We start from the raw sequence: 23,913 nt of genomic DNA on the forward strand, positions 1-23,913 counted from the left end.
GGCATGCCCAACCGGCCCGCGGCACGACGGCCACCCCGCACCGGAGCGCCCTGCCAGCAGGGCGGGCCTACCAGCTCGAAGCGTTCCGCGACGCGAGTGGGGCTTGGCGGCCGCGGGCCGCAGCATGCCGCGAGGCAACCGCGGCACCGGGGTGTCCAGAAGCGACGCGGAACTTCCCCGCCGCCGGTCGGCGCCGTCAGGTACCGTCAGCGGTAACCCCGCTGTCCCCTCAGACCACTTGGGAGGTACCTCGATGGCGTCCGGTGAACCCTTCCGCCCGGCGGTGCTGGAAGGAGTGCTGGAACGCATCACATACGTCAACGAGGAGACCGGCTACACCGTGGCCCGCGTCGACACGGGACGCGGCAGTGACCTGGTCACCGTCGTCGGCGCCCTGCTCGGCGCCCATCCCGGCGAATCGCTGCGCATGGAAGGCCGGTGGACCTCCCACCCCCAGTACGGGCGGCAGTTCCAGGTGGAGAACTACACCACGGTCCTGCCCGCCACCGTCCAGGGGATCCGCCGCTATCTGGGGTCCGGGCTCGTCAAAGGGATAGGCCCCCGCTTGGCAGAACACATCGTCAACCATTTCGGGGCGGCAGCGCTCGACGTTATCGAAAACTCCCCGGAGCGGCTCCTGGAAGTGCCGAAACTCGGCCCGAAACGCACGAAAATCATCACCGAGGCCTGGGAGGAGCAGAAAGCCATCAAAGAGGTGATGGTCTTCCTGCAAACCGTGAAAGTGTCCACCTCCCTGGCCGTGCGTATTTACAAGCAGTACGGCGACGACGCTATTCGCGTGGTGCGGGAGGAGCCTTACTCGCTCGCCGCGGATGTGTGGGGGATCGGGTTCAAAACCGCGGACTCAATCGCCCAAGCCGTCGGTATTCCCCACGACAGTCCGCAGCGGGTCAAAGCCGGAATCCAGTTCACCCTTTCCGAGTTCACCAACGACGGGCACTGCTATCTGCCTGAGGACACTTTGATCAACGAGGCCGTGAAAATCCTCCAGGTGGATTCGGCGCTCGTCATCGACTGTCTGGCGGAGCTGGTCGCTGAGGAGAGAGTGGTCCGCGAAAAAGTCCCTGACCGGGACGGCGAATCAGTGACCGCTATCTACCTGCTCCCCTTCTACCGTGCGGAGACCGCCCTCGCCAACCAGGTGCGCGCGCTGCTGCACACCGAACACGACCGGCTGGCGTCTTTCGCCACCGTGGACTGGGACCGGGCCTTGGCGTGGCTGCGGAGCCAGACCGGCGCCGAGCTGGCCCCCGCCCAGGAAAAAGCCGTCAAACTCGCGCTGACCAACAAGGTCGCCGTACTCACCGGCGGGCCGGGGTGCGGCAAGTCCTTTACCGTGGCCTCCATCATCAAACTGGCCGCAGCCAAACGCGCCAAGATCATGCTGGCCGCGCCTACGGGACGCGCCGCAAAACGGCTCACTGAACTGACCGGGTATGACGCGTCGACCGTGCACCGGCTGCTGGAGCTCAAACCCGGCGGCGAGGCCGCGTACGACCGCGACAACCCGCTTGACTGCGACCTGCTCGTCGTCGACGAAGCGTCCATGCTTGACCTGCTGCTCGCCAACAAGCTGGTCAAAGCGGTGCCGCCCGGCGCCCACCTGCTCCTTGTCGGCGACGTCGACCAGCTTCCCTCAGTCGGTGCAGGCCAAGTGCTCCGCGACCTGCTCGCCGACGGTTCACCGGTGCCCAGTGTCCGCCTCACCCACGTGTTCCGACAGGCCGCCCAGTCCGGGGTGGTCACCAACGCGCACCGCATCAACACCGGCAAGCCCCTCCTGTTGGAGGGCATGACGGACTTCTACCTCTTCCCCTGCGAGGACACCGAAGCGGCCGCGGAACTGACCGTGGACGTGGTCGCCCGCCGTATCCCCCGCCGGTTCGGGCTGGACCCGCGCCGCGACATCCAAGTACTCACCCCGATGCACCGGGGCCCCGCCGGGGCCGGGAACTTGAACATGCTGCTCCAAGAAGCACTCACCCCGGCCCGTCCAGGCGTGGCGGAACGGCGGGTTGGCAGCCGGGTCTTCCGGGTCGGCGACAAGGTCGTGCAGATCCGCAACAATTACGACAAGGGCGCCAACGGCGTGTTCAACGGCACCCTCGGCACGGTGACCGCGATCGACCTGGACGACCAGACGCTGACCGTCCTCACCGACGAAAACGAAGAGGTCGGCTACGAGTTCACGGAGCTTGACGAGCTCACCCACGCTTATGCGTTGACCGTGCACCGCTCCCAGGGCAGTGAATACCCGTGCGTGGTGGTGCCAGTGACGACAAGTGCGTGGATGATGCTGCAACGCAACCTGCTGTACACCGCGGTGACACGCGCGAAGAAACTCGTGGTTTTGGTCGGGTCGCGGCGTGCTATCGCCCAGGCGATCCGGAACGCGTCCTCGGGGCGCCGCCATACCGCATTGGACTACCGGCTGCAGCGGTGATCAGTCTGCGGTGCCCCGCCGGGCGCCTTCAGGCAGGTCCAGTTCGAACCAGACGACTTTCCCGGTGGTTTTCGCGCTGGCACCCCACCGCCGGGACAGGTGGCTGACCAGTTGCAGGCCCCGCCCGTTCTCGTCGGTGGCGGACGCCTGGCGCAGCACGGGGCGGTGCTGGTCGTCGTCGGTGACCTCGCACAGCAGGATGTCGGTGCGCAGCAGTCGCAGGTCGATCGGCCGGGACGCGTAGCGGACCGCGTTGGTGATGACTTCGGTGGCGAGCAATTCCACGAGGTCCGTCATTTCTTCCAACCCCCACTCGGCGAGGGTGGTGCGTAGCAGGCGGCGGGCAAGCCCGGGAGTGGTGGGCCGCGGCTGCAGCATCCACTGTGCGAAATCGCCGCTGGGAATCCCGCGCAGGCGGGCCACCAGCAGCGCCACGTCGTCTTCCTGATCGGGTGTGCTCAACGCCTGCAGGAGGGTGCGGCACTGTTCTTCCACGGGCCGCTGCGGGTCGGTGAGGTGGGAGCGGAGCACCTCCAACCCGGATTCCACGTCGCGGGTGCGGGTTTCGACCAGCCCGTCGGTGCACAGCACGAGCACGTCCCCGTCGGCCACCGTGAACTCGAAGGATTCGAACGCGACCCCGCCCAGGCCGATCGGTGCTCCCGTGGGTGTCCGCAGGATCTCCGTGGTGCCGTCCTGGCGCAGCAGGACCGGTGGCACATGCCCGGCGCTTGCGATAGTGCAGCGGTGGATGACCGGGTCGTAGACCGCGTACAGGCAGGTGGCAAGGTAGCTGTCACCGAGCTGGTGGGCAAGGTCGTCGAGGTGGCGCAGGATGTGGTCGGGCGGCAGATCCATGGCTGCCAAAGTCTGCATAGCGGTCCGGAACTGGCCCATGACCGCAGCGGACCGTACGCCGTGGCCCATGACGTCGCCGACGACGAGCGCCACCCGGTTGCCAGGCAGCGGGATCGCATCGAACCAGTCGCCGCCGACCTGGGCGGTGTGGCTGCTGCTGACATACCGGTAGGCGATGTCCACGCTGGACAGGCGTTCCGGAAGTTGCGGCAGCATGCTGCGCTGCAACCAGTCGCCGACCCGGGACCGGGCCCGGTACAGGTAGCCGTTGTCGACTCCGAGGCTGGTCTGCGCGGCGAGTTGGCGCACGGTGAGGATGTCGACCTCGCTGAACCCGGGACTGCCCGGGTGCCGGGCGACGACGGCGGACCCGAGTTTCCGGCCGCGCACGCTCAGCGGGACGACGAGCAGGGAGCAGCCCACCAGGTCGTGCCTTGAGCTGCTGTCGAGGACAGCGGCAATGTCCGCGTCGACGCTGAAGGTGACCGGGTCTCCGCTGGCCATTGCCCGGTATACCGGGTGGGTGGGCTCAGGCGACCACGTGTCGTCTTTAACGGTCAGGGCCTCCCAGCGCGGATGGTTGTCGTGGGTGACCGCGGCCTGCCACAGGTGCCGCGACGAGGAGAACAGTTCCGGCGGGTTGGCGTCCAGGTCGTGGGGCAGGCGCAGCGCGTCAGCCAGGTACACCACGGCGAAGTCCGCCAAGGTCGGCACCAGCGCGTCCGCGAGACCCCACGCGGTTTTCTCCGGGTCGAGGCTGGCGCCGATCGCCATCGTGGCGTCGTTGAGGAACCCCAGGCGGTCTCGGAGCAGGGTGCATTGTCGGGAAGCGTCAGGAGACGATGCGGTGCGGTCGTCTACTCCGAATGTGCGGGACGTGGTGGGGGAGGCGGTGTGCCTCCGGGATCTGGAATCCATGGGTGTGGGTTCTCCGCGTTCGATGAACGAGGCCTGGGACGGTGGGGGATTGCGTGTCGGGGAAACGACACAGCGGCACCCCCACCACCAGGGATTCTGCCCCGTTTCCCCGACTTTGCGACCAGGAGGAATGTCTCAGCCGACGCGGTTGCAGATGAGGAAAAGCTGAACTTCGGGATAGGCCTGGGTGCTGGCCGGGGCGTAAGAGAAGGCGGTTTCGTCTTCGATGGAGAAACCTGCGTCTTGCACGACGGTGCGCAGCTCGTCACGGGGGTAGCAGCTCACCCGCACCTGCTGGCCGAGGAATTGGATGGGCACGTCGTCGAGGTCTGCTTCGACCATGGACAGGCAGAGCCAGCCGCCGGGCACCAAAGCCCGGTGGATGGCTTTCAAAGCTTCCGGAATGCGTTTACGCGGCAGCACGAGCAGGGAGAAGAACGCGACCACGGCGTCGTAGGCCTGCTCTTCGGAGAGGCCCATGATGTCGGCGACCCGGAATTCCGCCTCGGGCACGTTGCGGCGGGCCAGTTCCACCATGGTGGGGGAGATGTCGGTGCCGACCACCTGGAATCCCGCGTCCACGAGCTGGCGACTGGTGGGCAGTCCGGTACCGCAGCCCAGGTCAAGAACACGAGCTCCTTGGGGGAGCCGGCTGGAGAGCCGTTGCACGGACTCAATCTGGCCTTCCTTATGGGGGAAGGCTTCGTCGTAGTTGTCGCCGATATTGTCAAACGCTGCGGCGAGGCTCGCTGCTCGGTCTCGCCACGTCTCGGTACCGGTGGTGTCCTGCGCTTCGCCAGTCATAGCGTTATCGCCCCTTGCATGCTCGCCGGAATTGCTGGCTGGACAGAAAGTACAGTTACCCGGAAATGGGATGTGATCTTACCCCTTAGTGATCTTGGAGTCACGCCCGAAGGAGAAACGGGTAGCAGCAGCCCCGAATAACGGATTGACCGTTGCATTCAACGCTATATATCCCAATATCCCAAACCGGGCGTGTTATGACGGGAAAGAGAAAGAAAAAACCCGAGCACCCTTGGGCGGGAGCAGAAGGGGCGATGCTGCAGCGGAAACCGCCGGATTAGTCTTCGTAGAGCCAGTCCAGCACGACCGCGGCAGTCCATGACTGGCTGCGGCTGCCCAGGGGTGCACCGGTCAGTGGGTGGTAGTACTCGGCGAAGGTGCCGTCCGACACGAGCCGCAGCGTCTCTTCCCGGATGCGGGCCGCAGTGTCGTGCAAGCCGTTGCGGCGCATCGCCCAACTGAACAGCCAACTAATCACTGGCCACTGCGGCCCTCGCCAGTACTGTTTGGGCATGAACTGGGGGGAGGAAGGGGACACCGTGGGCGGGGTTGCAGCGACCAAGTCCGGGTGGCCCATCCAGTCGGGGCCTTCCAGCGTAGCGAGCAGCGCCGCCTGGTCCTGCGGTGCAAGTCCGCCGCTCAGCAGCGGCGCGAATCCGGCGATGGTGGGCGCAGCAATCCACTTGTGGGCGCGCATGTCGTAGTCGCGGGCCAGTCCGGTCTCCGGGTCGCGAGTGTCGAGCACCGCCGTCCGGGAACGCGCAGCCCACCGGCGCAACTGGGCGATCTTCTCGGGGTCCTGGCCGGATTCTTCCCCCAGGTTGGCCAAGACGTCGCAGGAGAGCGCGAACAGCGCGGTCAAGAACACGTCGCCCACCAGGAAACTGCCGATCCGCACCACCTCGTCGGCCCGGTAACCGACGCGGCGCATCTCTTCGATGAGCCACAGGTAGCGGTCGTACTCTTCGTCGGTGGGACGCTCGTCCGCCTCGCACACCTTGTCCAGGTCCTGGCGCACATAGGGGGGAAGGTCGTCCCCGGGCTGCACCGCCGCGTAGGGGGAGTCCCAGCGGGGCGAGTTGTCCATCCCAGACTCCCAGCCGTGGGTGACCGCGATCAGTCCGGTGCCGAGCGGGTCCCGGTAGGTGGCCAGCCACCGCTGCCACGCGAACAGCCGGGGCCAGGTGGACCGCAGCAGCGCCTCGGCGCGGCGGCGGTCCGCGCCGGAGCGTCGCCGTCCCGCATCGACGATCTTGCGCAGCGCGATGGCGTGGACCGGAGGCTGGCAGATACCGGAAGTGTGCGGGCGAGCGGGAGCGTGCTCGCACACCACCGCCGTCTGCCAACGGTCGGGACCGGGAAAGTAGCCGTCTTCGTCGCTGAACACGATGTGGGGGATCATGCCGTCCTCCCACTGTCCGCTCAGCAGGGTTTCCATTTCCCGGCAGGCGCGGTCCACATCCAACTGGGCCAGGCCGACCATGATGAACGCCGAATCCCAGCTCCACATGTGCGGGTAGAGACGCGGCGAGGCCGTCACCATGGTTCCGGTGTCGTTGCCAGCCAGGACCCAGGCCGCCCCAGAGGCAAGCGCGATACTTCCCAAACGGGGGCGCTGTGGGTGGGGAGTAAACAGGCCGATGGAGCCCGTGGTCATGGAAGTCTCCAAGGAGCAAGCTGCACGTCGAGCGCGGTGGATTGTGGTGCTGCGGAAGTGCTCGGACGCCTAGTGTGAACTTGGGGGACGGGCGGCGAGCACGTTAATAAAACTTTACAGGCACAGCCTCGGATTGGCACCCCTTGGGGGTGTCTGATCAGCGATAACGCTGTGCATTAAGCGCGAACGGCGGCACCGCCCTTGATGTTCCGCCGTGCGGGCAGCTCCCCGGCAGCCCAGCCGGTCACACCGATTCACACACCCGAGAGGGCTGCCAGCCATCGTGCGGCGGCACCGCAGCCTCGCGGAGGTGCAGAACCAGGATCGCAGACCCGCGCCCGCGGGTTTGACACCGGTCCAGCGCCTAACCTGGCTCGCGATGCGCATTGGCGCGGCGGGCAGACTAAAGGAAGCAGGATCTGGGATAAGAAAGGGTTGCCAGACGAAGCTTTCTGACAGACGCTATGATCATCGCGAAATAAAGGTCGGATTTTTTGCATTCCAGACCGTCCGCGAGTAAACGCCGTGGACGACGCGGCTGATGATTGGCGGTGCCTGCGAGACAACCGATGAGCGACTACATTCCCCCGGCTGCACTCCCCGAGCACGTTCTGCAACGGCCCGACGTCCAGGAGGCGCTAGCCCAGAGGGACTTTGGGAAGCTCTTCTACCTCACCCGGAAGTGGGCGGGCATCAGCTACAGCAAGATCGCCGCTTCCTGCGGTATCAAACCCGAGCGGGTGGGACGGCTGGCCCGGGGTGACGGAGCAGTCACCACTTACGACAAGATCCTCCAGATCTGCGACGGTATGCGGATTCCCGGCCACTTCCTCGGACTGCTGCCCCGGCCGTGGGAGAAGCAGCCGGACCAGGTCGGCGATCCCGCGCCATAACGTACGGACCGTCCACTGGGACTATCGCGCGGCCCAGTGCCGTGACGGCAGTCGCACAGTGGACGGCACGTGACTTGTTACATCCCGCTGCTATGCGGCAGTCCGGCGGGGACCCAGCCGGATCGGCAGCGCGGCAGGGGCGTGGATGAACACCGACTCCAGACGGGGCGCCTCCCCCTCAGCGAGGCTGACCTCCGGGAACTCGGTGAACAGCGTCGTCAGCGCCACCTCCATCTCCAGGCGGGCCAGGGCCGCGCCCAGGCAGGTGTGCGGTCCGTGGCCGAACGCCAAGTGCCGGGGCCGCGACTGGGTGGCGTCGAACTCGGCCGCATCCTCGCCGTACCGCTCAACGTCGAGGTTGGCCGCCAAGTAGGCGAGCAGCACCGGTTCCCCGGCGCGGATCGTGCGGTCGCCGATCTGTACGTCCTCGGCTGCGAACAGGAACGGCAGCGTCGCCACGCTGCTGGACTGGCGCAACACCTCTTCGATCGCATCCTCCCACGCGATCGATCCGGACCGCAGGTGCGCCAACTGATCGGGGTGCGTCAGCAGCGTCTGCACCGCATTGGCAAGCGCAGAGGACGTGGTCTCAAACCCGGCAGTGACCAGGAGCCACAGGGTGTCGCGCAGCTCCGCGTCGCTGAGCTTGTGCTCCTCGTCCGTGGCTGTGACGAGGGCAGAGGTGAGGTCCTCGCCAGGGGAGCGGCGCTTGTCCTCAATCAGTTCGTCGAGGAAGGCGTCCAACTCCTCCCGCATGGCACGCACTTCCTCCGGCGAGGACGGGGAGAACGCCGTGTTGACCATCTGCTGCATGCGGCCGTGGTCGCGCTCGGGGATTCCGAACAGCGCGCTGAACACGCGCATGGACAGCGGATAGGCGAACTCGGTTTTGAAGTCGACAGTACCGTCCCGCTCCGCAAGCTGGTCCAGCAGGGCATTGACGATCTCGGTGACCCGCGGACGCAGCAGTTCGACCCGCCGCGGGGTGAACGCCTGTGCCACCGGGCTCCGCATCCTCCGGTGGGCTTCACCGTCCACGGTGAGCATGTTGTCCAGGTACACCATCGCCGCCACCGGGTGGTCGGTGGCCACTTCGCCTTCGTTGAGCGCACGCCAGGTACGCCAGTTGCGGCGGAACCGGGGGTCGATGAGTGCTTCCCGCAGCTCCCGGTCGTGGGTCAGCGCCCAAACTTCCAGACCTTCGACCACCACTCGGGCAAGCGGCCCCGCTTCACGGAGCTGGAGGGCTTGCTCGCGGGATTTTCCTGGGACGAGGACGATGGGTTCTGGGACTGCTGCCATGGTGCCTCCGTTGGTGGGGTGATGTCGACGGGGGTGAAGGTGACAGGAAGCGCCTTGAGTCCGTGGGCGAACAGGGAACGGCGCCGCTCCAGCGACTCGGGGGGAACCGCGAGACGCACGTCCGGCAACAGGTCCAGCAGCGCACTCACCGCGTCGACCGCGATCTGCCGGGAGATCCGCTGCGCCGGGCACGCGTGGGGCCCGGTCCCCCACGCCAGGTGGCCGCGGATCCCGGACGGGCTGAGCGGGTCGATGTACGGGGCAACCGCCGGGTCGGCGTGTGCCGGACCGTAGCCGATGATCAAGCAGTCGCCTTCCTGCACGTACGCGCCTTCCAGCAGGGTGTCGCGCACCGGGTAGCGCCCCGGCAGCAGCGTGATCGGCGGAGACCGCCACAGCACCGTGTCCACGACCTCTTCGACCCGCAGGTGGGCGCCGGCCAGGTCGTAGCGGACCTCCTCGTCGGTGAGGAGGGTGTGCGCGGTGTTGGCGATGAGGTTCATCAGCGGGTCGTGTGCCGCTGAAATAAGCAGGATGAGCTGGTGCGCGATCTCTTCGTCGTCCAATGCGTTGGGGTGGCGGACCATCCGGGAGACGATGTCGCTTCCCGGATTCTCGCGCCGGCGCGCGGTCACCGACTGGGCGTAGGCGAAGAGGCCCAGCCGTGCTTTCTCCGCTTCCTCACCGCCGTCCCACACCTGCCGCATCAGCTCGACCAGCTCGAGGCCTTCCTCTGCGGACAGGCCGAAGTAGCGGTTGAGGACCAGCAGCGGCACCCGGAACGCGAAGTCGGCAACCAGGTCTGCTTTCCCGGTGAGCGCCACGGGAGCGAGCAGCTCAGTGGCGATCCGCCGCACCGCCAGCCGTGTGCCGTCAGCGGTGATCCCGCTGAGCGCGTCCACGATCACCGGACGGTAGCGGCTGTGGTCGGGATCATCGGAGGCGAGCGCGTTCCGGAAGTACCAGAACGGTCCCGGCACCTTCTCCGGAGTGGCGCGCCCTTCACGGGCTTCCCGCCACCGGCGCGGGTCCCGGGCGAACTCGGCAGAGTCCTGCAGCACCCGCCGGTTGACGTCGTAGCCCAGCAGGATCCACGCGGCTACTCCGGGCGCGACCTCCACAGGAGCGATCCGCCCGAACTGCTTCCGCAGCCGTTCCAGTACGTCGGGCAGGTCCGCATCGAGTTCCCCGTAGACCGGTACCGCGAGACGGTGCAGCGCTTCGCGGTCGTCGAGCGACACCGGGCAGCCCTCGGACGAACCCGCGTTGCGATCGTGAGGTGTGTCGGAGTTGCCCACAGGGTAAAGCGGATGGGTCACTGACCACCGCCCTGGAGTCGAGACAACAGGCACATGAAAGACAGGATCATGTTCACAATTCAAGATCATGAACAGATTTCTGGTCGAATGTCATGCCCCTCATGGGGATAGCGGGGCAGTAGTCCCCTTACAGGGGCAAAACCGTGGAAACAAGGTGATGTCCGGAGGGACGGTGGTCTTTCCGCATTAGAAGAGACCTCGCGGGTAGCGCCTGCCCCACGGGAGTTGTGCCGGGGAGGACCCAGATGTCGTACATCAACCGGACAGATGCGGGACGGCGGCTCGCCGGAGAGGTGGCGCGGCGGCTCGCCGGCCAGGACGTCGTCGTGCTCGGCCTGCCGCGCGGCGGCGTCCCCGTAGCGTTCGAGATCGCTACCGCGCTCTCCGCCCCGCTGGATGTGATCGTGGTCCGCAAGATCGGCGTGCCGTTCCACCCCGAGTGGGCCATGGGTGCGATCGGTGAGGACGGGGCCCGCATCGTTCACCAGCGAGCCATGACCATGGCCGGGGTGAGCGAGCAAGCTTTCGCGGAGGTAGAGGAACGCGAACGCCGGGAACTGGAACGCCGGATCCGCCAGTTCCGCGGAGACCGGCCGCGCATCCCGCTGCGGGGACGAACCGCCGTGATCGTCGACGACGGGGTTGCCACCGGTTCCACGGCGCGCGCCGCCTGCCAGGTCGCTCGACATCTGGGGGCGAGCCGCGTCGTGGTGGCGATCCCAGTGGGCGCGCCGGACGCAGTGGCGCGCTTGGAAGAGGAAGCCGACGAGGTGATCTGCCCCCTGGTGCCGGAGATCTTCTCCGCGATCGGCCAGTGGTACACCGACTTCACCCAGACACCGGATAGGGAAGTCACCGAGCTGCTGGCGCGCGCGGCCGCCCGTCCGCGGGTGGAGCAGACGCCCGCACCGGGCAGGGTGGACGAAGAAGTGGAGATCCAGGCCGGACCGATCCGCCTTCCCGGGCATGTGACCGTGCCGGAACGGGCCGTGGGCATGGTGGTGTTCGCCCACGGAAGCGGCAGTGGACGGCATTCGCCGCGCAACCGCTACGTCGCCGCGGAACTCCAGCGGGGCGGCTTGGGCACGCTGCTGTTCGACCTGCTCAGCGAAGCCGAAGCTCAGGACCGGGAGAACGTGTTCGACATCGAGCTGTTGGCGGGGCGGCTCGCCGTGGCAGCCGAGTGGATCCGGGAGCGCCCGGAGACCGCACACCTGCCGATCGGCTATTTCGGGGCGAGTACGGGGGCCGCGGCGGCACTGGTGGCGGCGGCCTCACCGGACAGTGATGTGCAGGCCGTGGTGTCCCGCGGCGGCCGCCCGGATTTGGCTGGGGAGGCGTTGGAGTCGGTACGTGCCGCCACCCTGCTCATTGTGGGCGGCAACGACGTGCACGTCCTCGACGTGAACCGGCAGGCCCAGGTGCGGCTGCGCAGCGAACACCGGCTCACCATCGTCCCGGGGGCAGGCCACCTGTTCGAGGAGCCAGGCGCATTGGAGACAGTGGCGGAGCTGGCCCGCGACTGGTTCGTCACCCACTTGGCGTCGGCGCCGCGCCCGGTGCAGGGCTGACCGCGGACGGGCTGCGAGCCGTGCCCAAGCCCAAGCACCGGGGTGCCTTGCGGCGGCGCTGGCAGACCCAGCCGCGCCGTAAGCAACGCTATGTCGTGCTGATGACGGTCTGCCTGCTCTTGTTTGCCTTGGCCGCTCCGGTGGGCGCCCTGGCCGGAGCGGACTGGGGGATCGTGATGTGCGTGGTGGCCGCGGCAATCCCGCCGGTTGCGGTGATCCTCGGCAACATCGCCGATCCGCGGGACCCGAAGAACCACGACGCGAGGTACGGCCCGAACGCCCCGCGCTGACCCCCGCATGCCCTGCCGGGGAGCGGGGAGGGGCTACGCAACTGCGGTGAGCGGACCGGGCCGCTCACGCGTCCTCGACACCGGCGCGGGCTTTCCTCGATGAGCCGGCCCTGCTGCGTCTGCTCCTCGTTGGCCGCGAGGTGAATGGAAACGGCGTTACCTACCGCATAGGGCAAAATGCACTCATTGATGTGCAGATTTTTCTCGCTGTGGTGCCCACACCGCGCTGACTGCCTCGTTCACTACTCTGGGGTTCTTCCGACTTCTCGGCCCCACCATCGTGTGCGTGGAAACGCTCTGCTTGGAACGGCCCAAAGACGTGCAGCAGTCGATCGCCGCTTTTGGGGATATTGCGGAGAGCGATAGTGAATGCAGCGCACGCCGCTGAAATCATCTCAATGATCCTGAAAGATTGAGAAGCAGCGAATGAATCACGGACCGGTGTTCCGTAAGAGCAGCTGCAGCCGCCCGGAACCCCGCTGCGTCGAAGCAGCTCCTCTCCCTGCTCCTGGTGCGGCGGTGCGGGATGCTCAGCATCCCGAGCGGAGGTATCTGGCGTTCCCCGCTGTCGAGTGACAGGCGTTCCTCGCCGCTGGGGCAGCCGCAGTCGGGACACCCGACAGGGCGGGGCGCGGCCGCGTTCGACGGTCAGATTGTTCGCACCCGGGCCGCAGATGGGGGAGGCTCGGCAGCCTTCACCTGGACAGGGGAGGTCGATCCCCGAGCGTGCGGGGCGTGTTCCAGGGCCCGCGACGGCTTAAGGCTGCCGCGCCTCTCTTCGGGGCATACCCCGCTGGCGGCCTGGTGAGATGAAACTTTCACCGTTCCGTTGCGTCCCGATGACCGGAAAGGCCTTTCACGACTGCCTCCTCCTAGCATGGGAAACAGAACCACCCTTCACGGGGTTGGACCGGGTGGGACACGCGATGAGGAGGGCAGCCGTGACCGAGCAGCAGTACCCCGGAACCCAGCAGGACCGCGGCGCGAAGAAGGACGCGCAACCGCAGTTCAAGGGGCGCAAGAACGGTCCTTATAAAGACGTCTCCCCTGAGCTTGCCGCCTGGATGCGCACCGGCTGGGCTGATACCGAACGGCGCGACCTGGAGCCCATCGAACAAGCCGCCTACACCGCGAAGCGGCGCGCCACGGTGAGCGCCCGGTTCCCCGGTGAACGGCTAGTGATCCCCGCCGGAAACCTGAAGACCCGGTCCAATGACACCGACTATCCCTTCCGGGCGGCCAGCGACTACGTGTACCTGACCGGTGACCAGTCCGAGGACGGCTGCCTGGTGTTCGAGCCGCGGGAGGACGGCGGTCACGACGTCGTGCTCTACCTGCGGCCCCGCTCCAGCCGGGAGAACGGCGAATTCTGGCTCGACGCCTACGGGGAGCTGTGGGTGGGCCGCCGCAACAGCCTCGCTGAGGCAGCCACCCTCTACGGGCTGCCCACCCGCGACGTGCGCACCCTGCCTGAGGTGCTGCGCGAAGCCCCTGAGGCACCCACCCGGATCCTGCGGGGCCACGATTCGACCCTGGAAGCGGTGGTCACGCTGCGCCGCTCCTCGGAAGGCACTACCGCGGAAGAGGACAAGAAGCGCGACGAAGAGCTCGCGATCTTCCTGCACGACACGCGTCTCGTCAAAGACGACTGGGAGATCGCCCAGCTCCAGCGGGCCGTCGACTCCACGGTCCGCGGCTTCGAAGACGTCGTCCGGGCGCTGCCGCAGGCCCAGGCCACCTCGGAACGCTACGTTGAAGGCACCTTCTTCCTGCGGGCCCGCGTGGAAGGCAACGATGTCGGCTACGGCACGATCGCTGCGTCCGGGCCGAACGCCACCACGCTGCACTGGGTGCGCAACGACGGACCGGTGCGCCCCGGTGACCTGCTGCTGCTCGACGCGGGTGTGGAGACCACCACGCTCTACACCGCGGACGTCACCCGGACTCTTCCGGTCAGCGGCCGGTTCACCGACGTGCAGCGCCGTGTCTACGACCTGGTCTACGCCGCCCAAGAGGCGGGTATCGCCGAAGTGCGTCCCGGCCGTCCGTTCCGCGCCTACCACGACACCGCGCAGCGGGTCCTCGCCGAAGGGCTCATCGAATGGGGGCTGCTGGAAGGGCCCGTGGAACGCGTGCTGGAACTCGGCCTGCAGCGCCGCTACACCCTGCACGGCACTGGGCACATGCTCGGCTTGGACGTGCACGACTGCGCGGTGGCGCGCACCGAAGCCTATGTGGACGGCATCCTGCAGCCCGGCATGGTGCTCACCGTGGAGCCGGGCCTGTACTTCCAGCCCGACGACCTGACCGTGCCCGAGGAACTGCGCGGGATCGGGGTGCGCATCGAAGACGACATCCTCGTCACCCCGGAGGGTAACCGCAACCTGTCCGCAGCCCTGCCGCGCACTTCCGCGGACGTCGAAGCGTGGATGGCGGAACTCCTGCCCCGCTCCTCATAAGAGCGGTTGACGTTCGCCACCCGCACGGGGCGCCCCGGCAGCACGCTTGGCCTGCCGGGGCGCCCCGTGCGTTTTTGGGAACATCCGCGGAGAAGCGGTGGGGAATCTCCGCTGCAAACAAACAGAAAATAGACAACTTTCTAGCAGAAGCCCGACCCTGCCTCTAGGGAGACAAACTTCTCACTCAACTTGTCCTGGGATTTCAAGTCGGAGAACGCGTGATCCGCGGAAGAACGTGACGAAGAAGGCGAAAATCGCGGTAGAAATGTTCAGTGATCTACCACGTGGCACCGATTGAGAGATGGCGGGCCAACCCTGATCGCCCGTATGCTCCCGCGTCACTGCAGCGGGATGGATTCATCCACGGCGTGGCCGACGAAGAGATGACACTGCGGGTCGCCAACGCCTTCTTCCGCAATCCGCCCAGCCCGGTGATCGCCCTCGTCATCGACGAGGCTGGACTCGCCGAAGGGGTGGAAGTCCGTGACGAGCGGGTCGTCCCCGCACCGCCCGGATTCGAAGACGGGGTGGTGTTCCGGCACGTCTACGGCCCGATCGACCGCTCTGCGGTGGTGGCACTGCTCGACCTCGAACGGGACGAGAGCGGCCGCTACACGGCGCTCGTCCCCCGCTGCTGACCGCCGCGCCGCCCGGCGCGCCCGCGTCCCGGGCTTTCCTCGGTGCGGGCCTGTCCGGAATGCTGTGGGGCTAGCGGTGAATGGAGACATCACCCGCGGTTTCACTAGTGTGCGGATGCGTCCGATGGAGAATCGGGTGCGGTCACTCCGGCAGTCGAAGCAACAGGATGATCCGCGCAGTGCGGTGCAGCGGCCGGTGGGACGCGGAGCCGGTTGGGTGACGCGGCCCGTCCCGCCGGCCGGTCTTAGTCAACTGACCCAGGCCTGGACGGTGGGGAGACGATGAAGATCTCGGTGGTCGTGCCCGCCTACAACGAGGAGGCGGTGATCGAACGCTGTCTGAATGCGTTAGTGAACCAGATCGTGCCGGTGGACGAGATCCTCGTCGTCGACAACAACTCCACTGACCGCACCGCGGAGATCGCCGAGAAGTACCGCGAGTACGGGGTCCGGGTCATCCGTGAAACCGTCCAAGGGCTGATCCCAGCGCGCAATCGCGGATTCGACGAAGCCACCGGAGACATTCTGGGGCGGATCGACGCCGACACCGTGGTGGAACCGGACTGGTCGCAGCGGCTCGCGGAAGCGTTCGCTGATCCGGACGTGGCGGCCGCGACCGGACCGTCCTGGTTCTACGATGCGCCGCTGCGCCGCACCGGGCTGGCCGCCCAGCGGCTGCTGTGCCACCGGGTCAACCGGGTGCTCTCCGGCCACCCCATGCTGTGGGGGTCCAACATGGCGGTGACCAAGGAATGCTGGCGGGAGCTCCGCGACCACGCCTGTCCCGGGCCGGACATTTTCGAAGACCTGGACTTGGCGATCCACCTGCACCGGTTGGGACGTACGGTGCGCTACAGCGACCGGCTGCGCGCCCCGGTCTCCGCCCGCCGCATCGGGGGGCCGCTCCGCGACCTCTACCGCTATCTGCGCACCTGGGACCGCACCTACGCGCTGCACGGGCAGCGCCGGGCGGCCGCGGGGGCGCGGATGTTGACGTTGGCTGGGCTGGTCGTGCTCTTCCCGCTGGTGGGGCTGCTGCTGCGCGCCTATGCCCCGGAGCAGGGGAGGCTGTCGCTGCGCCGTTTGTTCTCCCGCGGGGCGGCACCGGGGTCGCGGCCTATCCCCTGACCGGTGGCCGCGTCACCGGTCAGTCCAGGGGACGCCAGTCGGCGTTGGCGCCGCAGATCACCACGCACGGCAGTTCGCCGGGGACGTGCCCGGCCAGCCAGGCAGCCATGGGAGTAGCCGCGGCGGGCTCCACCGCGATCCGGAATTCCTCCCACAGCAGGTCGCGGGCGGCAAGGATCTCGGGGTCCGAGACGAGGGTGGAGGTCACGTTGCGGTCGCGCAGTACCGCGAACGGGATGTCGCCCACCCGGGAGGCGCCCAAGGCCGAGGCCGCTACTGAATCGACCGGGGTGTCCACGGGCTCGCCGGCGGCGAATGCGGCGTGCAGGCTGGCGCAGCCGCGCGGCTCTACCGCGACGGTGAGCCGTTCGTCGCCGATGCCCAGGCTCACGCCTGCGGCGAGACCGCCGCCGCCTACGGCCACGGCGACTGCATCGCAGTCGGGTGCGTCGGCGACGATCTCGTGGCCGAGCGTGCCTTGGCCTGCGACCACGTCCGGGTCGTTGTAGGCGTGGATGTAGCGGAGCCCTTCGGTGTCCGCGTAGGCGCGGGCTGCGGCTTCCGCTGCCGCGTACTCGGTGCCGGCCCGAACCACGTCGGCACCGGCGTCCCGCAACCGCCGCTCCTTGACCGCGGGAACGGTCTCGGGTACGTACACGGTGGCCGTACCGCCGAGCAGGTGCGCGGCGGTGGCCACTCCGAGGCCGTGGTTGCCACCCGAGGCGGTAACCACCCGTTCACCCCTGTCCCCGGTGAGTAGCGCATTCAAGGCGCCGCGTAGTTTAAACGCACCGGTGAGCTGCAAATGCTCCAGCTTCAGCAGCAGGGGGCGGCCCCGCAGACGAGTGCGCAGGAGCGGGGTGCGACGCAGATAGGGAGCGGTGCGTTGGACAGCGAGGTGGACGTCGAAGGTCGTGGGGACCTGACGGGACACAGTGATGCGTGACGTCATGGTTCCACTCTGCCCACCAGAGGAATTAAGTTAAAGTTACTCTTTCTAAAGAAGATTAAGAATCTCTTGCCGCATGGGGGTGTGGTGCTCGACGCGAACCGACTGCGAGTCCTCGTGGAAGTGGCACGCGCGGGGTCCATTACCGCGGCCGCGGAACGCCTGTCCTTCACCCCGCCCGCGCTCTCCCAACAGCTCGCCAAACTCGAACGGGAACTTGGCTGCGCACTCCTCGAACGCGGCCGCAACGGGGTGCGGCTCACCGAGGCCGGGCGGGTCCTGCTCGACCACGGGGAACGCGTCCTCGGGGAACTCCGCGAAGCGGAACGGGCCGTGCGCGCCACCCTCGGCCAGCACCCGTCCACCCTCAGCCTGGGCGCCTTCGCCAGCGCAGGCACCACCCTCCTGCCGAGCGCCCTCGCGGAATTCCGCCGCGCCCACCCCCACGTGCGGCTCGCCCTCAGCGACGTGGAACCCCCTGACGGCTACGGGCTCGTCACCTCCGGCGACCTCGACCTGCTCATCACCCACTGCTATCCCGGGACCGAGCTGCCGTCCGCCACCGGCCTCCGCCGGGAACGCCTCCTAACCGACCCCCTGATGCTCGTCCTGCCTGACGGGCACCCAGCCATCGACAAGCCCCGGATCACCCTGGCCGACCTCGCCGATGAAGAGTGGATCTGCGGTGCACCCGGCATCCACAACCGAATCGCCTTGGAGACCGCGGCTGCCGAAGCCGGCGTGGAAGTGACCGTCGCCTACGAGACCCGCGACTACGAGGTCACCCTCGCGCTGATCCGTGCCGGCGTGGGTATCGGCCTCGTCCCCGCCACCATCCTCCGGACCCACCCCGAACACCAGTGGCACGCCCACCAGCTCTCCGGGACCGACCTGGCCCGCACCATCTTCCTCGTATACCGGCCGCGCCTGCCCGAGCCCGTCGCCGCGATGGCCGCTACCCTCCGGGACGCTGCCCGGCGCGCCCTCGCCTGAACCGGAAGCCGCTCAGCTGCTCGGACCGCTTTACGGCAGGGCCTGCTCCGCCCAGATCGTCTTGCCGTTGGTGCGGTGTCGCGTCCCCCAGCGGCGACTGAGCTGCGCCACCAGGAACAGGCCGCGTCCCCCCTCGTCAAAGGTCCGCGCCCGCCGCAGATGCGGCGCAGTGTTGCTGGCATCGGAGACCTCGCAGATCAGCGTCCCGTCCTGGATCAGCCGCAACTGGATGGGGGCGCTGGCATAGCGGATCGCGTTGGTCACCAGTTCGCTGACCACCAGTTCGGTGGTGAACGCCAACTCCTCCAACCCCCACGCGGCCAACTGCCGTGTCGTCCACGCGCGGACCTCCCCCACCACTGCGGGGTCCGCAGGCAGGTCCCACGTGGCCACCTTGCGGGAATCCAAGGCGCGGGTGCGGGCCACCAGCAGCGCTGCATCGTCGATCGCACCAGCCGGCAGCAGGGTGCGCACCACCGAATCGCAGACTCCCTCCAGCGACGAGGAAGACTGCGACAAGACCGCGCGCAACTGCTCCAACCCCTGGTCCATGCCCGTGGTCCGCGACTCCACCAGGCCGTCGGTGTAGAGCACCAGCAGACTGCTGGGTGACACCTCGAATTCCACCGACTCGAACGGCACCCCGCCCACCCCCAGCGGAGGCCCCGCGGGCATGGCCACGAACTCGACCGACCCGTCCGGGTGGACCACGGCAGGCGGAGGATGCCCGGCCCGCGCCATAGAGCAGCGTCGCGACACCGGATCGTAGATCGCATACAGGCAGGTCGCGCCGATCTCGGGCATGGTGTCCGGCCGAGGGCTTTCCTCGGCGGAAGAGTAGGTCGCCTCCTCCGTGTTGAGTCGGATCACCAGATCGTCCAGGTAGGTGAGGAGCTCTTCCGGCACCAAGTCCACATCCGAGAGGGCGCGCACCGCCGTGCGCAACTGCCCCATGGTGGCGGAAGCGTGCAGCCCGTGCCCGGTGACGTCCCCCACCACGAGCGCCACCCGCGCCCCCGACAGCGAGATCACGTCATACCAGTCGCCGCCCACCCCGAACCGGAAACCGGCAGGCATGTAGCGGGTGGCGACCTCCACCGCGGAATTGTGCGGCAGCCGCTGCGGCAGCAGGCTCCGCTGGAGAGTCAGCGCAGCGCTGCGCTCCCGCGAATAGCGGCGGGCGTTGTCGATCCGCGCCGCGGCCCGGGTGGCAATGTCCTGCGCCAACAGCAGGTCGTCCTTGCTGAACGGCGCCAAGCCGTGGCGCCGGGTGAGCAGGATGAGACCGAACGGGCGGCCACCAACCAGCAGCGGCAGCATCATGAACGACCGCACCCCGGCCGCCTGGATGATCTCCCGGTAGGCGGGGTACCGTTCCAGCCATTCCTCGAGCTCCGCGGAGTCCACCCGGAACCGTACCGAGCGCTGCTCCGACAGGCACCGGCCCAGCGGCGAGTTCAACGGGAAGCGCGCCACCTTGCCCGGTTCAGGGATCCCCTCGATATGGAGGGGTTCCCGCAAAGTGGAGCGGCGGACCAGGCACCGCAGGGAAACCGGGTCGTGGAGCGGAGCGAACGTCGGTTCCGCGCCCTTGAAGACCGACTCCAGCAGCAGCACGAAAGCCGAGTCGGCGAACTGGGGGACCAGCACCTCCGCGGTCTCTTCTGCGGTACGGGTCATATCCAACGTGGTGCCGATCCGCATGCTGGCGTCGTTCAGCACGGCCAAGCGGCGGCGCGCCCAGTACTGCTCAGAGGTGTCGAACACCGTGCAGGCGGCGCCCCGGTTGTGCCCGGCAGGGTCCTTCAGCGGCGCAAAGAACAGCGTCCAGGCACGTTCCGGGGAGTCCTCGCGCAACTGGCTGCGCACCTCGTGGCGGATCAGCTTCCCTTCCCGCAGGGTCCGTGCCACAAGGTCGTCGAATTCGGTGAAGATCGGCAGCGGGGTGAGCTCCCGTAGCCGCTTCCCCAAGGCTTCTTGCACGGGAATCCCGGAGAGGCGGGCCATCGAATCGTTCATCTCGGCGAGCTGCCCCTTGTGGTTGAAGATCGCCACTGGCAGCGGCGATTGGGCCAGCGTCCACTCGCGCAGGTGTGCCAGATCCGGGTCCTCCACCGGCGGCTGGTTCTCCTGAGACGCAGACCGGTCCAAGATGGTCAGATACCAGTGGACAATCCCTTGCGGGCCGTGCAGCGGGTGCGCATACAACTGCAACGGCAGCGGAGTACCGTCCCGGGCATGCGCGTTCACCTCGCCGACCCACGCCGCGGGATACGACGCGAAGTCGATCGGTGCGGGACCGCCGAGCCCGAACACTTCGGTGATCGGACGACCCACCGCCTCTGAAGGGAGGTAGCCAAACAGCCACTGGGCCCCCAAGCTCCACGCCACCACAGTGCCGTGCACGTCAACCGTGGCAGAGGCCATGCTCCCACCGGGAACCGGATCGTAGGAGGTTCCCTGGAAAGTGCTGTCGCTGTCCATGCCTCACCTCGCTGACGCTGGTCGCCGAGCACGCCGCTGCCAGGGGAACTTCCCAGTTCAGGGCATCTTCACCGTGAATGTTTGGCGAGGCCGTCGACGCAGACCGCTCACGCGGCCCAGCGGGACACGACGGCGCGGACCGCACCCCACTCTTCCTGCGGCGTGATGACCACGGGTGCGGGGATGCGCGTCTTGGCGGCGGCGTCCACAAACACCCCGCGCGCCCCCACATCCACCAGATGCCCGGGCGGGGCGATTCGCCTAGCCAATGCCGCCACGGCGGCCAACACCTCGTCTGCGGAGGCATCACGCCCCGGAAGTGCAGCCAGCGCCGCGTCCCGGCTGATCAGCGGCGTCTCCAAGGGCGCGTCCACAGGCTGCACGGACACGATGTGGTGATCGTGCCCGGCCACAGACAGAGCCATAGGGCGACCGCACCGGGCAAGGGCGTGGGAGTCGCTGACGAGCGCGATGATGCCGATTTCCAGGGCGTTGAGCCGAACGGGCTGCGAAGCGGTCGTGGACATCATTGTCCTTCCTGCTGGGTGTGACGCCCCGTTGGCGCCTCTCTAGGTGTGATGCACCAGAAGCGCCGCAAAGACGCATCGTGGCCGGGACCGGCCAACCGTGGCGTTGTCCGGCGTCTGCTTTCGCGGTTACCCAGGGACCGCTTTCCCAACCGGAGAGCAGGGAGAAAACCTGGATGCGGAAGCGCTCAACCAGTCTCCACCGGACCGCTGTCCGGTTCGAACCGCACCACGATCGACTTCGACGTGGGGCGTGTTCGACCCTTCCGCGGTCGAGTCCAACGGCACAAGCACGTTGGTCTCCGGATAGTAGGCGGCGGCACAGCCCGGAGCCGTCGGATAGTACACGACCAGGTAGTGGGCGGCCCGCCGCTCCACACCGTCCGGCCATTCGCTGACAATGTCGGTGTACGAGCCGTCAGCCAGGCCGAGCCGCTGCGCATCCTCCGGGTTGACGAGGACCACCCGTCGGCCGCCGCGTACCCCCCGGTATCGGTCGTCGAGCCCGTAGACCGTCGTGTTGTACTGGTCGTGCGAGCGCAGGGTCTGCAGCAGCAGACGTCCTTCCGGCACAGTCAGCGGAGTCATCCGGTTGACCGTGAAGTTGGCTTTCCCCGTGGCGGTGGGGAAGCGGCGGCTGTCGCGCGGCGCATGCGGCAGCAGGAACCCGCCGGGGCGGCGCGCCCGCTCGTTGTAGTTCGCAAAACCGGGGATGACCCGCTCGATCCGGTCGCGGATCAGGTCGTAGTCGCGGGCGAAGTCCTCCCACGGCACCGGGTCGTTCGGGCCGAACACCCGCCGGGCCAGGCCCGCCACGATCGACACTTCCGACCGCATCTGGTCAGAGAGCGGCCGCACCGACCCGCGGGACGAGTGCACCATCCCCATCGAGTTTTCCACCGTGACAAACTGCTCCTTGCCGCCCGACAGGTCGCGGTCGGTGCGGGCTAGGGCGGGGAGGATGAGCGCCCGAGCCCCGGTGACCACGTGGGAACGGTTAAGCTTGGTGGACACGTGCACGGTCAGCCGGCACCGCCGCATCGCGTCCTCGGTGACAAGCGTGTCGGGGGAGGCGGACACGAAGTTGCCGCCCATCGCGAAGAACACCCCCACCTTGCCGTCCCGCATGGCACGAATTGCTCGCACCGTGTCATAGCCGTGGTGGCGCGGCGGCTCGAACCCGAATTCTGCGCCGAGCGCGTCGAGAAACTCCTCTTTCGGCTTCTCCACGATGCCGACAGTGCGGTCGCCTTGCACGTTGCTGTGCCCGCGGACCGGGCACACGCCTGCTCCGGGGCGGCCCACGTTGCCGCGCAGCAGCAGGAAGTTGACGACCTCGCGGATCGTGGGCACCGAATGCTTGTGCTGGGTCAGCCCCATCGCCCAGCACACGACGATCCGCTTGCTGGCCTGGATCATCTCCAGTGCTTCGGTGATCTGCTCCCGCGGCAGGCCCGTGGCGGTGTCGACGTCGGCCCAGAACTTCTCGTCGCTGTCGGCGCACAGTTCGTCGACAAAAGCGTCGAAGCCGTGGGTGTGCTCGGCAATGAACTCCCGATCCAGCACTGAGCCGGAGTTGTCCCGGTCCGCTTCGACAAGCATCCGGTTCCAGGCGCGGAAGAGCGCCAAGTCCCCGCCCAGGCGGATCTGCAGGAACAGGTCGGTGAGCCGGGTGCCGCCCCCGACAATGCCGCGCGCCTTCTGCGGGTTCTTGAACCGCATCAGCCCCACTTCGGGCAGGGGGTTGACCGTGATGATGCGGGTGCCGCCGCGTTTGGCCTTCTCCAAGGCGCTGAGCATCCGCGGGTGGTTGGTGCCCGGGTTCTGCCCGGCCACAATGATCAGATCCGCCTGGTAGAGGTCCTCCAGCAGCACGCTGCCTTTGCCGACGCCGAGCGTCTCGGTGAGCGCCACCCCGGAGGACTCGTGGCACATGTTGGAACAGTCCGGCAGGTTGTTGGTGCCGAACTTGCGGGCGAAAAGCTGGTAGAGGAACGCTGCTTCGTTACTGGTCCGGCCCGAGGTGTAGAACACGGCCTCGTCCGGGGAGTCCAGTGCGGCTAGCTCCTCAGCGATCAGGGAGAAAGCGCGCTCCCAGGACACCGGCACGTAGTGGGTGGCGCCCTTGTCCAGGAAGACCGGGTGGGTGAGCCGTCCCTGCTGGCCCAGCCAGTAGCCGGAGCGGGTGGCCAGTTCCGCCACCGAGTAGCGGGCGAAGAACTCGGGGGTCACTGCGCGGCGTGTCGCTTCTTCCGCCACCGCTTTGGCGCCGTTTTCGCAGAACTCCGCGAGGTGGCGGCGCTTCCCCTCCGGCCAGGCGCATCCCGGGCAGTCGAAGCCTGTCTTCTGGTTGACGTCACGCAAGGTTGCCAGGCCGCGCGCGGCACCGGACTGGCGGCTGACCACCCGCAGGCTGTTGATGACCGCCGGGATACCCGCGGCCGACCGGGTCGGAGCGCTGATCGCGGGCGTGTCCTGACGGGGGTCTTCCTGCGGCGCGCGTGACATGCTCGGGCCCTTCTCCGGCTCAGAATCGTCCACTCCAGGCCCGGACAGGCCGGACCGCCCTCATTCTCTCCCACCTGAGGGCCGCGGAGAAGCACAGAAAGCCCGGGACAAGGAAGCGGACTCGGACCGGGTGCGGACGCGGGCCGAGCCC

General features: G+C 67.7%; 17 protein-coding genes and 1 pseudogene. 9 read left to right on the forward strand and 9 right to left on the reverse strand.

All coding sequences use genetic code 11. The features are described from left to right. Positions 1 to 253 precede the first annotated feature (253 nt). Positions 254 to 2,464 carry an ATP-dependent RecD-like DNA helicase gene (locus CW348_RS04465; RefSeq protein ID WP_011292179.1) on the forward strand — a complete coding sequence of 737 codons (2,211 nt, stop codon included), beginning with the start codon at positions 254 to 256 and terminating at the stop codon, positions 2,462 to 2,464. On the opposite strand, the gene CW348_RS04470 is transcribed toward CW348_RS04465, so the two are convergent. The 3 genes from CW348_RS04470 to CW348_RS04480 form a co-directional block, all read right to left on the reverse strand. Then, positions 2,465 to 4,240 carry a SpoIIE family protein phosphatase gene (locus tag CW348_RS04470; RefSeq protein ID WP_104612721.1) on the reverse strand — a complete coding sequence of 592 codons (1,776 nt, stop codon included), beginning with the start codon at positions 4,238 to 4,240 and terminating at the stop codon, positions 2,465 to 2,467. It lies immediately after the preceding gene. A 135-nt stretch (positions 4,241 to 4,375) separates the two neighbouring features. Then, positions 4,376 to 5,044, reverse strand: a complete 669-nt coding sequence (locus CW348_RS04475; RefSeq protein WP_016188810.1) for a class I SAM-dependent methyltransferase — start codon at positions 5,042 to 5,044, stop codon at positions 4,376 to 4,378. A gap of 277 nt (positions 5,045 to 5,321) precedes the next feature. Next, complete coding sequence (locus CW348_RS04480; RefSeq protein ID WP_104612720.1) at positions 5,322 to 6,701, reverse strand: amylo-alpha-1,6-glucosidase; 1,380 nt, start codon at positions 6,699 to 6,701, stop codon at positions 5,322 to 5,324. 551 nt (positions 6,702 to 7,252) lie between these two features. Between CW348_RS04480 and CW348_RS04485 the strand changes: the two genes are divergently transcribed. After that, positions 7,253 to 7,594, forward strand: coding sequence for an XRE family transcriptional regulator (locus CW348_RS04485; protein ID WP_227480881.1), 342 nt, complete (start codon positions 7,253 to 7,255; stop codon positions 7,592 to 7,594). A gap of 90 nt (positions 7,595 to 7,684) precedes the next feature. Here the strand turns inward: CW348_RS04485 and CW348_RS04490 are convergent, their stop codons facing one another. Further along, complete coding sequence (locus tag CW348_RS04490) at positions 7,685 to 8,806, reverse strand: cytochrome P450 (RefSeq protein WP_011292174.1); 1,122 nt, start codon at positions 8,804 to 8,806, stop codon at positions 7,685 to 7,687. Beyond that, on the reverse strand, positions 8,773 to 10,137 hold the full coding sequence (locus CW348_RS04495) for a cytochrome P450 (RefSeq protein ID WP_011292173.1): 1,365 nt from the start codon (positions 10,135 to 10,137) through the stop codon (positions 8,773 to 8,775). The genes CW348_RS04490 and CW348_RS04495 overlap by 34 nt, the downstream gene beginning before the upstream one ends. A 323-nt stretch (positions 10,138 to 10,460) precedes the next feature. On the opposite strand from CW348_RS04495, the gene CW348_RS04500 reads away from it, so the two are divergent. From CW348_RS04500 to CW348_RS04525, 6 genes are all read left to right on the forward strand, one after another. Beyond that, the gene (locus CW348_RS04500) at positions 10,461 to 11,786 is read left to right on the forward strand and encodes a phosphoribosyltransferase (RefSeq protein ID WP_011292172.1); all 1,326 of its coding nucleotides are present in this window, start codon (positions 10,461 to 10,463) and stop codon (positions 11,784 to 11,786) included. A 20-nt stretch (positions 11,787 to 11,806) separates the two neighbouring features. Further along, complete coding sequence (locus CW348_RS04505) at positions 11,807 to 12,076, forward strand: DUF3099 domain-containing protein (RefSeq protein ID WP_258076861.1); 270 nt, start codon at positions 11,807 to 11,809, stop codon at positions 12,074 to 12,076. A 426-nt stretch (positions 12,077 to 12,502) separates the two neighbouring features. Further along, a complete protein-coding gene (locus tag CW348_RS04510; RefSeq protein WP_081430414.1) occupies positions 12,503 to 12,652 on the forward strand; it encodes a DUF397 domain-containing protein in 150 nt (49 codons plus the stop codon). Between the two features lie 350 nt (positions 12,653 to 13,002). Beyond that, positions 13,003 to 14,535 (forward strand): aminopeptidase P family protein, encoded by a 1,533-nt coding sequence (locus CW348_RS04515; RefSeq protein WP_011292170.1) that lies wholly within the window; start codon positions 13,003 to 13,005, stop codon positions 14,533 to 14,535. 284 nt (positions 14,536 to 14,819) lie between these two features. Then, a complete protein-coding gene (locus CW348_RS04520) occupies positions 14,820 to 15,173 on the forward strand; it encodes a DUF952 domain-containing protein (protein WP_011292169.1) in 354 nt (117 codons plus the stop codon). A gap of 282 nt (positions 15,174 to 15,455) precedes the next feature. Then, positions 15,456 to 16,301 carry a glycosyltransferase family 2 protein gene (locus CW348_RS04525; protein ID WP_011292168.1) on the forward strand — a complete coding sequence of 282 codons (846 nt, stop codon included), beginning with the start codon at positions 15,456 to 15,458 and terminating at the stop codon, positions 16,299 to 16,301. Between the two features lie 19 nt (positions 16,302 to 16,320). Here the strand turns inward: CW348_RS04525 and CW348_RS04530 are convergent, their stop codons facing one another. Continuing rightward, positions 16,321 to 17,253: a threonine/serine dehydratase gene (locus CW348_RS04530; protein WP_011292167.1), complete on the reverse strand. Its 933-nt coding sequence runs from the start codon at positions 17,251 to 17,253 to the stop codon at positions 16,321 to 16,323. An 84-nt stretch (positions 17,254 to 17,337) separates the two neighbouring features. On the opposite strand from CW348_RS04530, the gene CW348_RS04535 reads away from it, so the two are divergent. Next, a complete protein-coding gene (locus CW348_RS04535) occupies positions 17,338 to 18,243 on the forward strand; it encodes a LysR family transcriptional regulator (protein ID WP_011292166.1) in 906 nt (301 codons plus the stop codon). A gap of 30 nt (positions 18,244 to 18,273) precedes the next feature. Here the strand turns inward: CW348_RS04535 and CW348_RS04540 are convergent, their stop codons facing one another. The 3 genes and pseudogenes from CW348_RS04540 to CW348_RS04550 form a co-directional block, all read right to left on the reverse strand. Next, complete coding sequence (locus CW348_RS04540; protein WP_061783689.1) at positions 18,274 to 20,727, reverse strand: SpoIIE family protein phosphatase; 2,454 nt, start codon at positions 20,725 to 20,727, stop codon at positions 18,274 to 18,276. A 107-nt stretch (positions 20,728 to 20,834) separates the two neighbouring features. After that, a complete protein-coding gene (locus tag CW348_RS04545; RefSeq protein ID WP_104612719.1) occupies positions 20,835 to 21,257 on the reverse strand; it encodes a hypothetical protein in 423 nt (140 codons plus the stop codon). Positions 21,258 to 21,442: 185 nt separating this feature from the next. Next, positions 21,443 to 23,762 (reverse strand): annotated as a pseudogene (locus CW348_RS04550) (FdhF/YdeP family oxidoreductase). Positions 23,763 to 23,913: the final 151 nt, after the last annotated feature.

The sequence above is a fragment of the Thermobifida sp. genome, assembly GCF_017577275.1.
Taxonomy (GTDB): Bacteria; Actinomycetota; Actinomycetes; order Streptosporangiales; family Streptosporangiaceae; genus Thermobifida; species Thermobifida fusca.